The sequence below is a fragment of the Mesorhizobium sp. RIZ17 genome, from assembly GCF_051127865.1.
GTDB classification, from domain to species: Bacteria; Pseudomonadota; Alphaproteobacteria; order Rhizobiales; family Rhizobiaceae; genus Mesorhizobium; species Mesorhizobium humile.
Window position 1 is genome coordinate 2,959,419 of record NZ_CP147861.1, and the last position, 14,307, is coordinate 2,973,725.

The following is a 14,307-nucleotide window of genomic DNA, read 5'->3' on the forward strand; positions in this document are numbered from 1 at the left end:
GGCTCGATAGGGGCCACCATTCTGGTTAAGGAAACGGAAGAGCAGATCGATCAGCCGCTCGGGCATTGTCGATAAAGGCATTCACCTATTGCCGGAATTGATCGTAGCGCTGCAGAAAAGCTGTTTCGTCAGGGAGGTACCGTTCGATCGTCCGCCGAGCGCAGGCAAAAAGAAATTCGGCGTGCGGGGTTGCATCGAAGTGTCAGTAGAAATCCGCGGTGTCATTCAGCACCCGGACGTTGAATTGCGGCGGCGGTTCCCGTTCGACCAATGGCAGAAGGCGCTTCAAATTGCTCTCCAGCACGCGCCTGTACTCGTCGATCTGGTCCAGGATCGCGGCCGAGACGGGAAACACCACTCCCGGCGATTGAAGCGGTGCATGGCAAGGACGTGGTGGATCAGGTAGCGGTGAATGCGGCCGTTTCCGTCCTCGAACGGATGGATGTAGACAAAGCCGAAGGCGAAGATTGCGGCGGCGACGACTGCATCAAGGTTTTGCGCTGGGCTTGATCGAACGCAATTCCAGAAACAACTTTCTGAAGGCGTCGCAAGGCAAGGCATTGTCGGCGCTGATCGTCGCCCCAGCTGATCCAAGCATCGGTTCCTGCTTGGGTCTAGCGCCCTAGGCGACGTCCTAGCGCCCTAGGCGACGCCATGGTCGGCGAGCGCTCTGGCTGACCTTAATCCAAATACCTAAGAATCACACGGTTCCATTGCGCTGATCGAGACGGCCTTCTAGCCCTATCCATGCCATGGATGCATTCCATCCAAACAACCAAGTTTACGGACCTGCCATGATGCTGCATAGCGAAATACCGGCAGGCACCGATCGATCACTCCACTGCCTTTGATCATTAGATGAGCGCGCCAAAAGATTCCAATAGAAGGAGAACTGTGGATGCCCCTGTGCCAGTGGATGCCCTGCTGTTCGGCGGAACTCTGAGGGGTCCTTACGCCACACCGTGTTGTAGAGACCGCATATCTGAACAGCAGGTGGCTGACAACGATGGCGCTTGCAATAGAAAGTACTAGCCCATTGCAACATGACCCCACCCTGCCTGTCCACTAGCAAAGCGAAATCATGAAATTCGGGTCAAGCGGCGTTCGAGGATTGGCTTCGGAATTGGTCGGCAAGGCCAGCGGACTTTATGCCGAAGCTTTCGCTTGGCGTTTGATTTCCAGCCGGGTTCAGCCGAATAGTTCGGTCTTCATAGGCCGCGACCTACGTGACAGCAGTCAGGCGATAGCCGACAATTGCATGGCGGCGTTGGCCGCAAATGGTTTCCAGCCGATCGATTGCGGCACCATACCTACGCCTGCCCTGGCATTATATGCATACAAACACGGCGCGGCGGCTCTTATGGTCACCGGGTCGCACATTCCAGCCGATCGCAATGGCATCAAATTCTATGGCCCGAATGGTGAAATCAGCAAGGCGGATGAGGCCGCGATTACGCGCTTTGTAGCCGAAAGATCAATTGCGTATTGCTTACCAACGGCTTGTCTGGGAACGACGTGGCCTATGCACCGTGAAGAAGCGATCGCCTCTTATCGAGAGCGCGCCCATGACATGCTGGAGCCGGGCTCACTTTCCGGCATGAGACTTGGTGTCTATCAGCACAGTTCGGTCGCGGCGGAACTGTTGGTACAGGTTCTTCGATCGCTCGGTGCCAGCGTGGTCGCCGTCGGGAAAACCGGGACCTTCGTACCTGTCGATACCGAAGCCGTGGACGCAGCAACAATCGCAAAATTGAAGAAGTGGGTCCGCGAATTCGGTCTCGATGCCATCGTGTCGACCGATGCGGACGCTGATCGGCCACTCATCGCTGATGAAAATGGCGATCTTCTTCGCGGCGACCTGGTTGGGCTTGCAACGGCTCTTTTCCTGAAGGCAGACACGATCGTGACGCCAGTGACCTCCAATTCGGGAATTTCGAAGGCCTTGGGTTTCGCGGTCCAGAGGACGAAAGTCGGGTCCCCATTTGTCATAGAAGCAATGGAAGCATTACACGGCGCCGGCGGCGTCATCGTCGGCTTTGAGGCCAATGGTGGTGTTCTGCTGGGCTCGGATTGTACGGTGAATGGGAAGACATTGACTGCACTGCCGACGCGGGACTCATTCCTCCCGATCCTGGCCGTCCTCAGTACCATGGCGTCGACAAAAAAGAAGCTGTCGCGACTGCGCGGGCTTTGGAATCTTCCTGTGTGCGCCAGTGACCGGCTTCAGAACTTCCCCGCGGAAAGTTCACGCAGATTGATGGATCATCTCGCAAGCCGGAACGCACTGCAGCACTTTCTTGCCTCGTTCGGGACCGTCGCCGAAGTTGACGAAACCGATGGCCTCAGGGCGCGGATGCTTTCAGGTGAGATCATACATCTGCGGCCTTCCGGCAATGCCCCGGAACTGCGCTGCTACTCGGAAGCTTCGACCGAGAGCAGGGCCATGGCGATCGTCGCCTCGACGCTGCAAGGGGCACAGGCATTCGCGCTTACAGACGAGATAGAGGACCTTTGATGAAAGTGGTTCCGGTCATCATCAGCGGTGGAGCTGGTTCGCGGCTCTGGCCCGCCTCAAGGCAATCGCACCCCAAACCTTTCCTCAAGGTGGCGGATGGACTTTCGCTCATCCAGCACACCGTGTTGCGCGCCGCTTCGATGCAGCATGTAGTGGAGCTTGTTACCGTGACGTCCACGGGGCACCTCTTCCTTACGAAAGACGTTTTCGACGAGCTGGATTCCGTTGTTTTGCCACGCACCTTTCTGCTTGAGCCTGAGGGTCGGGATACCGCCGCCGCCGTCGCTGCGGCAACCGTCCATGCCAAGGCAACACAGGGTCCCGATGCTGTTCTGTGTATTTTTCCCGCCGACCATATGATTGGTGATCTGCCCGCATTTCAAACCGCCATGAACCGGGCAATCGAACAGGCGCAGCAGGGGCGTATCGCAACCTTGGGCATAACCCCGGATAGGCCAGACACCGCATTCGGCTACATCGAGGCCGACGGTGAGAAAGTTGTCCGGTTCGTCGAGAAACCGAACGCCGAGACTGCCAAATCTTATGTCGCGTCCAAACGTTTCTTCTGGAACGCCGGCATCTTCTGCTTCAAGGCACAGGTCATGCTCGACGAAATGGCTGCGCATTGCCCGGAGGTGATCGATGCCGTTCTCGATAGCTATAATAACGCTCGCGTCAGCCACGGCGAACATGTTGCCAGCGTCGAACTCTCATCTGAGCACTTCGCCATGGCGCCGCGTATTTCACTCGACCATGCGGTGATGGAAAAAACCCACAATCTCGCTGTCGTTCCCTGCGAAATGGGGTGGAACGACATTGGATCTTGGAACGCAATGGCCGAACTGGTCGCCGCTGACGCGAGCGGCAACAGGATTCGCGGCGATGTCCATGTGGTCGACACCGTGGGCAGTTACATAAGCTCGGACAAACGCGTCATCGGCACCGTCGGCATCAGCGACCTGGTGATCGTGGATTCCCCAGATGCATTGCTTGTTGCATCCCGCGATCGCGTCCAGGACGTCAAGAAACTCTTCGAGGGCCTCAAGGCTGCGGGACATGAAGCGCACTTGCTTCACAGTACCGTGCACCGGCCCTGGGGCACCTACACGGTTCTGGAGGAAAGCGAGCGCTTCAAGATCAAGCGCATCGAGGTGAAGCCGGGCGGACGCTTGAGCCTGCAGATGCACCATCACCGCTCCGAGCACTGGGTCGTGGTCAGCGGCACTGCGAAAATAGTCAACGGCGACCAGGAGCTACTCCTGACCACCAATCAATCCACCTATATCCCTTGCGGCCACAAACACCGGCTCGAAAACCCCGGCAATATCGGACTGGTGATGATCGAGGTCCAAAGCGGCGAGTATCTCGGCGAAGATGACATCGTGCGGCTTGAGGACGTATACGGTCGAACCTGACAGTCCAACGTCACATGCCCTACGGTGGCTGGCAGACCGAACCTGCGTCGGCACTGGGCTGTCAGGCGACCGGCGGCTAGGCAAGGCGGGCAAACCAGAACAGGTTTTATGAGTATAGCTAGTGCGCGTCCATAAACGGCAAGCTGCTGATATTATTGAATGAATCCTGATTTTGGGTAGGCAAGGCCCGGCGGGTTCAGATACACTTCGAGATCAAGCCACTGATTCCAAAGCGTTTCTGCCACCGCCGGGGCCGACAATGCGCCAAGAACGCACCGTCCAATCCAGTGTATTTGATCTTTTCGCCGGACACGAGATCGGCTGTGAATTGAAAGCCATGTCGCAATGGCTGGACGAGCATCGCGAGCTTCTGAGCCTGGTGACGCGGGACCTGCGCCGGCACGATCTCAAGGAGACCGGCCGCGAGGGCCTGCCGGCGGAGGCTGTGCTGCGCTGCGCGCTGCTCAAGCAGCACCGCCAACTAAGCTATCAGGAACTGGCCTTTCACTTGGAGGATTCCGCCTCGTTCCGGGCTTTTGCCCGGCTGCCATGGGGGTGGAGCCCAAAGAAATCAGTCCTGCACAAGACGATCAGCGCGATCCAGGCGCCGACCTGGGAAGAAATCAACAAAGTACTGCTGGCAAGCGCCAGGCGAGAGAAGCTGGAAGGCGGCAAGGTCGTGCGCGTGGACAGCACCGTCACCGCCGCACTCGTCCACGAGCCGAGCGACAGCAGCCTGTTATGGGACGCTGTGCGGGTGATGGTGCGGCTGTTGCAGCACGCGGATGCACTGGGCAGCGCCATCCCATGGCACGATCACTGCCGCGCGGCGAAGAAGCGGTCCCGGTCGATCGAATATACCCGCGGCCGCCCGAAACGGGTGAAGCACTACCGCGAGCTGCTCAGGATCACACGCACCACCTTGGGCTATCTCCAGCAGGCGGCTGAGCAGCTGACCCTGGCGGCGAGCCCGGCCGTTGAACTGTGGCAGGCCCAAGTCCGCCATTACCGGCCGCTGATCGAGCGGATCATCGCCCAGACCGAACGGCGGGTCCTGGCAGGCGAGCCGGTCCCGGCCGGCGAGAAGCTGGTGAGCCTGTTCGAGCCGCATGCCGATATCATCGTCAAGGGCAGCCGCGACGTCGATTATGGTCACAAGATCAATCTGACGACCGGTCGCAGCGGACTGATCCTCGATCTCGTCGTCGAAGCGGGCAACCCAGCCGACAGCGAGCGTCTGCTGCTAATGCTGGAGCGCCACATCGCGTTTTACGGCGAGCCGCCGCGTCAGGCGGCGGCCGACGGCGGCTATGCCAGCCGCGCCAATCTGCGCCAGGCCAAGGCTTGGGGCGTGCGCGATATGGCGTTCCACAAGAAGAGCGCCCTCAGGATCGAAGACATGGTCAGCAGCCGCTGGGTCTATCGCAAGCTGCGCAACTTCCGCGCTGGTATCGAGGCCAGCATCTCCTGCCTGAAGCGCGCCTATGGCTTGGCCCGCTGCACCTGGCGCGGGCTCAACCACTTCAAGGCTTACGTCTGGTCCTCGGTGGTCGCTTACAATCTCGCCCTCTTCACCCGCCTCAGATCGACCTGACCCCCAGTCATCGGGCTGCGTTCAGGAGCACGCCGGCGAGCGCCGGCCGATACCCCTATGACCCCATTGCCGCCAGATCGACCCCCGGCCGCAACCTCCATGCCCTTGTACCATCACGCGTCCCCAAAACATCGCTTCAGCAGGCCAAAGACCACTGAAAACTCCGGGAAAACAGCCGTTTATGGACGCGCACTAGCTAGTGAGCGATGTCGAACAATAGGCTGGCCGAATTGTTGAGATGGCAGTTTTCCGGCGAGATTGTCAGACGACACTTGCGCATCCGCTGCAACGGCATGCGGCTACAGCGGGGCCATTAGGCGTAGGCGCATCGCTATCGCCATGCCACGTGGACAATCCTATTCGGGCTGGGCAGATGGACGGTAATTCCAGCTTTCGACGGCGTTGACTTCGTCGATGCAGACCGGCCCCGATGCACCGCAGTCCTCGCATTTCATCACAACGCGCGCCTCGTCCGTCTCATATGGCCTAACCTCGCAGCTTGTGCAGAACGGGCAAGGGATCGCTTTCATCGTGACGAACCTTCCTGATGGCCTCGGGTGGTTTCGCCGAAATCTTTCGTCTAAGCGCTCGACTTCGCAAGCGCTGATCGTTGTGCCGTAGTTCGGCGCCACCATCGGGTAGGGATATTTTGTCCACATGCCCTCGTACTATCAACCGGCTAGCCGGTTCTCTCTATCCACAGATCTGGCCTCTCGTGCGGGCCAAGGTTACATCCGTGTCACCCAGCATGAGGCCGATCTTCCGCAGAGCGAATCGATTCCGTAGAAATAAGAATTCTGCCACCGCCCCGCCGCCGTAAGGGTATTGATATACCCTTGGGATTTTGATCCGACCTAGCAGGCGGCGGGTAATCTTCAGAGGCCGACGTCAGGCAGCGTTCGGGATACCCCAGATTTCATCGAAGATACTCTCAGCCAAGCCAAGCGCCCGAGCGATCCGATCGCGATAGCCCTTGTCAAAACAATGGCCAGATTCGATCAACCCGACCTCCTCGACTGTCAGACCGCTGGTCACGGCAACGTCCTCGGTCGAATAGCCAAGATGTTCCCGACATGCCTGAATTACGGGTTTTCCGTTTGAGATTGCGGTAAGCACTGCCTCGGGCAGCGCGAAAGGCGTTGCGGTCATTTTGCCTCCAAATGCAGAGAACGGCCATTCGATAACTCGAAACAAGCGGCGGCCGATGTTGAAATAGGATGCCGAAACAGCCCGAGCCGGCGGCATCCAAAAATGCGATCACTCTCGAACGTGTGAGAGGCGCTACGCTAATATGGCGGCCGCCGCCGTTTAGATCAAGAACCTTGGCTCGCTTTACGAGGATTGCTCCAGTGGCCACAATTCGACGACACAGTGCAGCGCCGTCATCACGCTCACATCGATGATTGCGCGGCCGCTTTAACGCGCCGTCGGCTTGCGGCGCGATTGAGGAGCCGCGATCTGGCGGTCGGGCACTAGGCGCACCAGCTCGCGGACCAGCGTCAAAGTATCTGCGGGGACTGTCTAGCGATGCTTGCCGGCGGCGTTCATCTTGAGCTTTAATACCGTGTGGTCCCCTCCCGCCCATGCAGGAGGCCGGGTGCCCATCGGACAAGACGCTGAGGGACCAACATCTCTCTGTTTCAGCCCGACTGTTGGCTGTCAGATCCGCGACACCGGAGTAGGGCTGCGCTTTGCTGCGAATTCCTTCAACCTATTGAATGATGACCAGAAAATCCCCCGGAGGTTCCTTCTGCTCAGTTGGCACGACTTTTGATGCTTCTCGAGAGGCGACAGGAGATACCGACTGGCGTTCATCGTGGGTGACATCGCGCAATGCAACGAAGGAAGACAATATGTCAGGTCCGCGTCAGAATCGATTTTATGCAAAGAGGATTGCCGCCTTTAGCGCAAAGCGTTCACGAACCGCATATCAACAATGGCTTCCGTGCAAAACGCAGGGAGATCACTTGTGAAAATCCTATTCACTACGGTGGCTGTCGCGTTGCCGGCCATCGCTTTTGCTGCGCAAACGATCCCCGTATACCTCAGAGAAACAGCACGGGCCACCTTCAAGGCTCTACCATCCATCACGCCGACAGTCGCCAACAACCCGATCACACCGGAGAAGATAGCCCTGGGCAAGGCAATGTTCTTCGATCCACGCGTCTCGGCGTCAGGCGTCTTGTCGTGCAATTCGTGCCACAACTTGGCCACCGGGGGCGACGACAATCATGAAAGCTCGATCGGCCATGGCTGGCAGAAGGGACCGCGCAACGCGCCGACGGTACTGAACGCTGTCTTCAACATAGCGCAGTTCTGGGATGGTCGTGCTGAAGACCTGAAGGTTCAGGCCAAGGCACCGATCCAAGCCGCTGTCGAAATGGCCAACACACCAGGTCAACTCATCGCCACGCTCAAGTCGATGCCGCAATATGTCGAGTGGTTCAATTCAGCTTTCCCGGGCGAAGCCGATCGCGTCACCTTCGAAAACGTCGCCAAGGCAATCGAAGCCTTTGAGGCGACACTGGTCACACCGGCGCCCTTCGATGCCTTCCTCAACGGCGATGACGCCGCTATGACTTCCGAACAGAAACAGGGCCTGACGCTTTTCATGGACAAAGGCTGCTCGTCCTGCCACGGCGGTATCAACGTGGGTGGGGAGGGCTATTCCCCATTCGGCCTCGTTGAAAAGCCCAACACCGATGTCCTGCCGGAAAACGACAAAGGCCGATTTGCCGTGACCCATGAAGCCGACGATTCCTATGTTTTCCGCGTGGCGCCGTTGCGCAACGTAGCACTCACCGCGCCATACTTTCATTCGGGCAAGGTTTGGGATCTGAAACAGGCCGTCGCCATTATGGGGACCACCCAGCTCGGCCAAGAATTGACGGAAAAAGAAGTCGACCTGCTCGTTGCCTTCCTTAATTCGCTGACCGGAAAAGTACCGGAGGTCGCCTATCCCGTCTTACCCGCCGAAACGCCGACAACGCCTCGACCTGTATTGCATATCCTCCCGCAATGATTGGCCGGAGCTGGCTAGCGAAGGTCGCAATCACGAATGATTGCGACCTTCACTGGGACGAGACGATCATGACTTCCGGCGAGGCCTATCCAACTGGAAAGCTAGGGGGACTTTCATTTCCGAATTCAATTGAAACGCCAAATGAAAACCTGACCCGTCGACGCCCACATGCGTCACGACAGCATGACCGCCTTGCCGGCCACGTCGATCAGACGCTCCGACTAGCCGACTGTGTCGTGATATGTCGCTGCATGCACCCCCCGCCTTAGATTCGCTGCCAAGCTCGCAACCACCTGATCGAGCCATCGCGGACAACATTCCGCGCGGCGTTGGCGTGCGCCCGGCAGAAACCGGATGCCTTCAGATCCACCTCCTTCAAAACGTGCTCGATGGCGTTGCGACGCGCGAGCAGCTGTTGCAGCTCTGCAAACGCACCGATATGAAAACAAAGCTGCGACCAGCCAGCGACGTGGCTCGAGCATTTGTCAATGCACACCGCAAGTGCCGCTTGCTCTCGGGCTATCTCATCCATATAGCTCGGCGCAACAGAGGAAGCGCCAGTTGTTCAGTCTTCGTCAGCCGCGACCTCCTGTGCAATTCGTTCCAACAAGGAAGAAACTATGAGGCGGCAGACCCGACCCTTCACTGTGGAGGTTAAACAAAAGCGCAATTATCAAAAACGGGGCCATTCCATCTGGAGCGATGTCGATCTCTCCGCAGCTATAGCCGACACAACAAGGGAGGAGCTCAAAGACATGGATCTGCCAAATCGTCGGCTGATTGACTCTAATGTCATAGCCCTTGATGCTGAACACGCGCACAAACCGCGAGCGGAGTATCTCATGGCAAATCCCCTAGACGCTGAATCAGTAGAAACTGCAACCGAACACGCTCCCAAAGGAAGGACGCCTGAAACGAAGAAGAAAACCCCACCGTCGCGGAAGGCAAAGACTGAGCCCGGTCGCAAGAATGGCGCCAATACGGCGTCCCCGGCGAAGGAAGCAACAGCAACAGCAGCGGCCGTGCGGAGCGCCCGGAAGGTCTACTCCGGAGAAGAGCGCGCCCAGAAGCTCGCTCAGGTCGAGACGTCGATCAGCGGCGGCACCACTCTCAAGAGCGCCGTAAAGCAGGCCGGTATATCGGAACAGACCTATTATCACTGGAAGAGGGCCGCGGCGCCTAGATCCGATGGCGACGATCTGAAGGACCTGGTCGCCCTCGAGAAAGAAAACAAGCGATTGAAGAGCCTGCTCGCGGAACGCCTGCGCACAGAGAACGCGGAACTGAAGAGGAAGCTAGGGCTGCAATAAGGCTTCAGAAGATGCCGCCATTCGACCAGACGGATCGTAGAACTGTGATCGAAGGCTCGCCGGCTGTCGGATGGACGGAAATTTCGCGCACCAGCACCCTGATGTGCGGGTGGATGGCACCGGGCTTGTGGATTTTCCGCGAGGTGGGCAGTTCGGCCTGCCTATTTTACAAGGTTTTCGTGCATCGGACCTCGCAAAGCGCCCGTACGTTCTACGCCAGTATGAACTGATCAGGCTCAATGGGTCACTGCGCCGCGAAAGCCAGCAATATCTCAGGCCCTTGCCGGGACTCTCCTAGTGAATGCGTCAAATCGAGCGGGCGATTGGCCATCTTGTTAAGCGCATTCGGCTCGCGGCGGTCATCGGCGGCCGGTCGAACCCGAGGGACGCTCGCGGCTGTGTCGGCGACAAACCAAGCTCCGGAAACAATGGGCGGATTAAGGGGACCGCCGTGCCGTCGGACTAATGATCAATCCAGCGCGGCGAATTCCTTATTGCGAGCACGGCTCGACAGGTGGCGAGCACGCCCCTGTGCTCGTTGATCTGGTCCAGTATCGCGGCCGAGACAGGAAAACCACTCCTGGCGGATTACATGGCAAGCACGTGGTGAATCAGGTAGCGGTGAATACGGCCGAAGGCGAGGATGGCGGCGGCGATGACGGCATCAAGGTTTACGCTGGGCCTTGAGCGAAGGCCACCATTCCATGATGGCCGCGGCGGATTGTCAGCGCGATGTCAATGGGACGCGGATGCTGCGGGATTATAACCCACCCATGCACAGGTACTTCATTTCGAGATAATCCTCGAGGCCGTGGCGCGACCCTTCACGACCAATCCCTGATTGCTTCATTCCGCCAAAGGGTGCGGCCTCGGAGGACATGCGTCCCGTATTGATGCCGACCATTCCGTATTCGAGGGCTTCAGCCACGCGCCACACACGCTTTAGATTGGAAGCGTAGAAGTAGGCTGCAAGACCGTAAATCGTGTCATTCGCCTCGCGCACCACCTGGTCGGGATTGTTGAAGCGGATTATGGGAGCCAGCGGTCCGAAGGTTTCTTCCTGAGCAACCCGCATTGTCCTTTCGACGTCGGTGATCACCGTGGGCTCAAAGAAGGTTCCCGATTCGCCGATACGGTTGCCACCGCAACGGATCTTCCCACCCTGCCGCACAGCATCGCGAATATGATCTTCAATCTTTGCAAGCGCGCACTTATCGATCAGGGGACCGATCGAAACTTCTGGCTCGAAACCGTCACCGACGCGCAATGCACTGACGCGCTTGGTGAATTTGTCGCAGAATTCATCATACACGCTGGACTGTACGTAAAGCCGATTGGCTGAAACGCAGGTCTGGCCGGCATTCCGAAACTTTGCCTGTACCGCACCATCGACGGCAGCGTCTACGTCTGCATCATCAAAAACAATGAAAGGAGCGTTACCACCAAGTTCGAAGCTGGTTCTTTTGATCTGGTCCGAACACGCCCTCATGAGCAGCCGCCCTACCGCGGTCGACCCCGTGAAGCTAATCTTGCGGACCTTCGGGTTCGAGCAAAGTTCACGCCCAACCGCATCGCCTTCCGATGCGTAGATCAAGTTTAGAACGCCATCGGGAAAACCTGCCATCCGGGCAAGCGTGAACATAGCACCCGCGACAAGCGGTGTTTGCTCCGCGGGTTTCAGAACAATCGCGCAGCCGGCGGCAAGCGCCGGCGAAATCTTGCGAGCCACCATCGAGGCGGGAAAATTCCAAGGAGTAATGGCACCGACAACACCGATCGGCTGTTTGATTACCAGCATACGCCTGTCGTTAGAAGGCGGCGAAATCGTCTCGCCATAGATGCGATTGGCCTCCTCGGCATACCATTGGAGGTAGGCTGCAGCATGGGCGATTTCAGACTTCGCCTCTGCAAGCGGCTTACCCATTTCGGCCGTCAAAATGGCTGCAAGATCCTCGCTGTGGTCGAGGATCAGTTGGTGCCATTCCCATAAGATGTCGGAGCGCTCGCGCGCGGTGAGCGCCGCCCAATGTTCCTGCGCAGCTTCGGCCTTGTCGATTGCCAAGGAAACGTCCCGGACATCCATATCTGGAAGCTCAGCCAACAGCTCGCCTGTTGAGGGATTGAACACCGAAAAGCGCCTCGTGGCTTGCTCCGCATTCCGACCAGGCACACCGGCCAGATCGTCAAATAGCTCGGGATTTTTGAGACGTCTCGTCAGCGACTGTGTCACGGTCAAACCGTGGTCCCCCTTCATGGCTAAGTTACTAGCTGCGCTAGTGTACTAATAAGCACACCTTGTGCCGGACGATCGGACGAGATCGACCGGCCCTCCGTCTTTGCAAAAGCACTTCCTGATTAGCCGAGAGCAATGACAGCCTCAATCTCGATTCGCGCTTCGGAAAGCTTTCACTTCATGACAGGCACACGCGGGACGGGCTCGTGAAGAGCATCGCGAACCCCTTTTGCGGTGCTGTCACGTTATTTGAGGTACGGGCGCGCAAGTTCCCGCTGTGGCTTTTCAGGCAAGCCGATAAGCAACGGCCCCTGTCGCGTCCGCTCTCGTTTTCGGTACGGAAGGTGGGAATTCTCTGCTCGGTTGTTCAATCCTTTGTGCGATCGGTGTTCCACGTTCGGCATGACCTGGCGTCTTGCCGCCCCGTAGGAGCGCAATTTGTCGGTGATCCGCTTTGGCGCGATGCCCTGGTTCTTCAGAAGCCGCATCAGCAAGCGCCTGGCAGCCTTGGTGTTGCGGCGCGTCTGGACGATCTCGTCGAGCACATAGCCCTCTTGATCGACTGCTCGCCACAGCCAGCATTTCTGACCGTTGATGCCGCACCACGACTTCATCGAGATGCCATATATCGTCCTTCGCCGGCGCCTTCCGACGTAAACGACGCGCATAGTTGGGTCCATGCTCTAATAAGGAGTTTTCGATTTCCATCATCAACTCCAGTTCCCGAGTTGCATCCTTGCCGGGACGCTGCGCGGATGAGGTCGCTCCCATGCATGCGGTCCTACGGAACCGCGAACACCAGTTCGACCCCACCCGTTCCAACGCAAACATGCGGCGATCCTTGCAATCGACCTCGGAGAGAACCCTGAGCCCGGCAGGCGCTGCACCAACGAGGAGAGAAGGAGCCTAGTGACGAAGGCGATTAGAGAACTTCCTGAGACACGATCTCCGTTCGCAACGCTGCTGGCTATGCAACCTCTGCTGCACGCCTCATCACTGGCGCATAGCTGGTCGTTTTGCGCAAACCACTTCGTCTACTGGGGCTCCTCCAACCATTTGGGAGATGGATGGGTCTATCCAAAAAACTAATTTTAACTCTCTGTGAAAACTGCATAGCACATCCCTGCCGTGCGCCGTGATTTCTGCGCGGATATCGGTCCGGATGCCGACTCGAGTTTAGGGCTGCGCCGGAGACGCATAACATTGGTCTCGCCCTCGTGACGAAGGCACTGCGTTGATGAGAGCCCCTCATTTTGAAGGATTCGCAGGAGCAAAGAAATGCACATTCTCGATATTAACCAAATGACCCAGATCTTCGTGTATTCGCTTGAGATGGTTGTAATCTTCGCAACGTTATGCGCCGCGCTGGAGCTAACCTTTCCGGCTTATCGATACAGTTTTGCTTCATACGCTCGCGGCGTGCGAAATTATATTATTCGCCTCGGATGTGGTGCCTTTATGTGGCACTTCTACGCTGTGAGCGTGGGCTGGTTAGGGATAAAGCCGCTTGTAACGATCAATTTCGGTACGTTGCTTCACTCTGACAACGCAATCATTAATAATGGATTGGCCGTCCTTTCAGGCGTTTTGGTCGCGATTGCCGGCGACTTCTTCTACTACTGGATGCACCGCGCTCAGCATGCTGTTCCATTCCTGTGGCGCATGCACGCTACTCACCACTCGATCCGCGAATTGACGGCATGGAATTGCCATCATCACATTTCCGAGCCACTCGTTGCCGCAGGGTTGGTGTCACTACCACTCACGCTGTTCCACTTCGAATCTGGCGTAGTGCCTTTTGTTGCCATGACGCTGATTACTTTTCAGGTCCATCTTTCACACTCTAGCACCCGCATCAATCTTGGGCCGCTTCGATATATCATTGGCGACAACAAGTTCCACCGCATTCACCACTCGTTGGAACCCCATCACCAGCGCCGAAACTACGGGTTCTTTACAACTATCTGGGACACGATTTTTGCAACGGCATACTGGCCAAAAAAGAACGAGTGGCCGGAAGTTGGCCTCCGAGACCAATCCGAGCCGCTCACCGTGCGCGATTTCGTTATGTTTCCATTTGATCGACGTCGCTGGCGTAGAGCTAAAGTCGGAAGTGGTGAAAAGGCTGGGAATTAAACGAACGCAGCTTTACGCTTCTAATCCGATTGTCGAGGTCGGAACCCATCAACTGGACCTAGAAGGGGACGGATCCTTGGCG

At 57.6% G+C, this 14,307-nt stretch carries 12 protein-coding genes and 1 pseudogene; 7 read left to right on the forward strand and 6 right to left on the reverse strand.

What is annotated here, in order from left to right:
* Positions 1-202: 202 nt before the first annotated feature.
* Positions 203-355, reverse strand: a complete 153-nt coding sequence (locus tag WDX12_RS14295; RefSeq protein WP_434725782.1) for a hypothetical protein — start codon at positions 353-355, stop codon at positions 203-205.
* Positions 286-561 carry a Fic family protein gene (locus WDX12_RS14300; RefSeq protein WP_434725632.1) on the reverse strand — a complete coding sequence of 92 codons (276 nt, stop codon included), beginning with the start codon at positions 559-561 and terminating at the stop codon, positions 286-288. Before WDX12_RS14300 ends, WDX12_RS14295 begins: the two co-directional genes overlap by 70 nt.
* Positions 562-1,081: 520 nt before the next feature.
* Between WDX12_RS14300 and WDX12_RS14305 the strand changes: the two genes are divergently transcribed.
* The 3 genes from WDX12_RS14305 to WDX12_RS14315 all read left to right on the forward strand — a co-directional run bounded on the left by WDX12_RS14305 (position 1,082) and on the right by WDX12_RS14315 (position 5,524).
* Complete coding sequence (locus WDX12_RS14305; RefSeq protein WP_172374865.1) at positions 1,082-2,515, forward strand: phosphomannomutase; 1,434 nt, start codon at positions 1,082-1,084, stop codon at positions 2,513-2,515.
* Complete coding sequence (locus tag WDX12_RS14310; protein WP_143974694.1) at positions 2,515-3,930, forward strand: mannose-1-phosphate guanylyltransferase/mannose-6-phosphate isomerase; 1,416 nt, start codon at positions 2,515-2,517, stop codon at positions 3,928-3,930. The genes WDX12_RS14305 and WDX12_RS14310 overlap by 1 nt, the downstream gene beginning before the upstream one ends.
* Before the next feature lie 259 nt (positions 3,931-4,189).
* Positions 4,190-5,524 carry an ISNCY-like element ISMlo5 family transposase gene (locus WDX12_RS14315; RefSeq protein ID WP_352726443.1) on the forward strand — a complete coding sequence of 445 codons (1,335 nt, stop codon included), beginning with the start codon at positions 4,190-4,192 and terminating at the stop codon, positions 5,522-5,524.
* An 888-nt stretch (positions 5,525-6,412) separates the two neighbouring features.
* Here WDX12_RS14315 and WDX12_RS14320 read toward each other — a convergent pair.
* Positions 6,413-6,673: an XRE family transcriptional regulator gene (locus tag WDX12_RS14320; RefSeq protein WP_027033144.1), complete on the reverse strand. Its 261-nt coding sequence runs from the start codon at positions 6,671-6,673 to the stop codon at positions 6,413-6,415.
* Between the two features lie 787 nt (positions 6,674-7,460).
* Between WDX12_RS14320 and WDX12_RS14325 the strand changes: the two genes are divergently transcribed.
* On the forward strand, positions 7,461-8,546 hold the full coding sequence (locus tag WDX12_RS14325; RefSeq protein ID WP_143974692.1) for a cytochrome-c peroxidase: 1,086 nt from the start codon (positions 7,461-7,463) through the stop codon (positions 8,544-8,546).
* Positions 8,547-8,811: 265 nt separating this feature from the next.
* Here WDX12_RS14325 and WDX12_RS14330 read toward each other — a convergent pair whose 3' ends face one another.
* Positions 8,812-9,078, reverse strand: a complete 267-nt coding sequence (locus WDX12_RS14330) for a hypothetical protein (RefSeq protein ID WP_172374859.1) — start codon at positions 9,076-9,078, stop codon at positions 8,812-8,814.
* A gap of 88 nt (positions 9,079-9,166) precedes the next feature.
* Between WDX12_RS14330 and WDX12_RS14335 the strand changes: the two genes are divergently transcribed.
* Both WDX12_RS14335 and WDX12_RS14340 read left to right on the forward strand, forming a co-directional pair.
* Positions 9,167-9,856, forward strand: coding sequence for a transposase (locus WDX12_RS14335; RefSeq protein WP_109666679.1), 690 nt, complete (start codon positions 9,167-9,169; stop codon positions 9,854-9,856).
* A gap of 465 nt (positions 9,857-10,321) precedes the next feature.
* Entirely contained in the window at positions 10,322-10,543 is a 222-nt protein-coding gene (locus tag WDX12_RS14340) for a hypothetical protein (protein WP_133117242.1), read from the forward strand.
* Between the two features lie 73 nt (positions 10,544-10,616).
* Here the strand turns inward: WDX12_RS14340 and WDX12_RS14345 are convergent, their stop codons facing one another.
* Entirely contained in the window at positions 10,617-12,110 is a 1,494-nt protein-coding gene (locus tag WDX12_RS14345) for an NAD-dependent succinate-semialdehyde dehydrogenase (protein WP_051355484.1), read from the reverse strand.
* A gap of 290 nt (positions 12,111-12,400) precedes the next feature.
* Positions 12,401-12,767: pseudogene (locus WDX12_RS14350) on the reverse strand (IS6 family transposase); the annotation flags it as partial.
* Between the two features lie 600 nt (positions 12,768-13,367).
* On the opposite strand from WDX12_RS14350, the gene WDX12_RS14355 reads away from it, so the two are divergent.
* Positions 13,368-14,225: a sterol desaturase family protein gene (locus WDX12_RS14355; RefSeq protein WP_097576030.1), complete on the forward strand. Its 858-nt coding sequence runs from the start codon at positions 13,368-13,370 to the stop codon at positions 14,223-14,225.
* Positions 14,226-14,307 lie beyond the last annotated feature (82 nt).

Bases quoted from the DNA above. Each gene is read 5' to 3' on its own strand.
- WDX12_RS14300 (WP_434725632.1), bottom strand. From the start codon at position 561: ATGCCTTGCCTTGCGACGCCTTCAGAAAGTTGTTTCTGGAATTGCGTT.
- WDX12_RS14305 (WP_172374865.1), top strand. From the start codon at position 1,082: ATGAAATTCGGGTCAAGCGGCGTTCGAGGATTGGCTTCGGAATTGGTC.
- WDX12_RS14310 (WP_143974694.1), top strand. From the start codon at position 2,515: ATGAAAGTGGTTCCGGTCATCATCAGCGGTGGAGCTGGTTCGCGGCTC.
- WDX12_RS14315 (WP_352726443.1), top strand. From the start codon at position 4,190: ATGCGCCAAGAACGCACCGTCCAATCCAGTGTATTTGATCTTTTCGCC.
- WDX12_RS14320 (WP_027033144.1), bottom strand. From the start codon at position 6,673: ATGACCGCAACGCCTTTCGCGCTGCCCGAGGCAGTGCTTACCGCAATC.
- WDX12_RS14325 (WP_143974692.1), top strand. From the start codon at position 7,461: ATGGCTTCCGTGCAAAACGCAGGGAGATCACTTGTGAAAATCCTATTC.
- WDX12_RS14330 (WP_172374859.1), bottom strand. From the start codon at position 9,078: ATGGATGAGATAGCCCGAGAGCAAGCGGCACTTGCGGTGTGCATTGAC.
- WDX12_RS14335 (WP_109666679.1), top strand. From the start codon at position 9,167: ATGAGGCGGCAGACCCGACCCTTCACTGTGGAGGTTAAACAAAAGCGC.
- WDX12_RS14340 (WP_133117242.1), top strand. From the start codon at position 10,322: ATGATCAATCCAGCGCGGCGAATTCCTTATTGCGAGCACGGCTCGACA.
- WDX12_RS14345 (WP_051355484.1), bottom strand. From the start codon at position 12,110: ATGAAGGGGGACCACGGTTTGACCGTGACACAGTCGCTGACGAGACGT.
- WDX12_RS14355 (WP_097576030.1), top strand. From the start codon at position 13,368: ATGCACATTCTCGATATTAACCAAATGACCCAGATCTTCGTGTATTCG.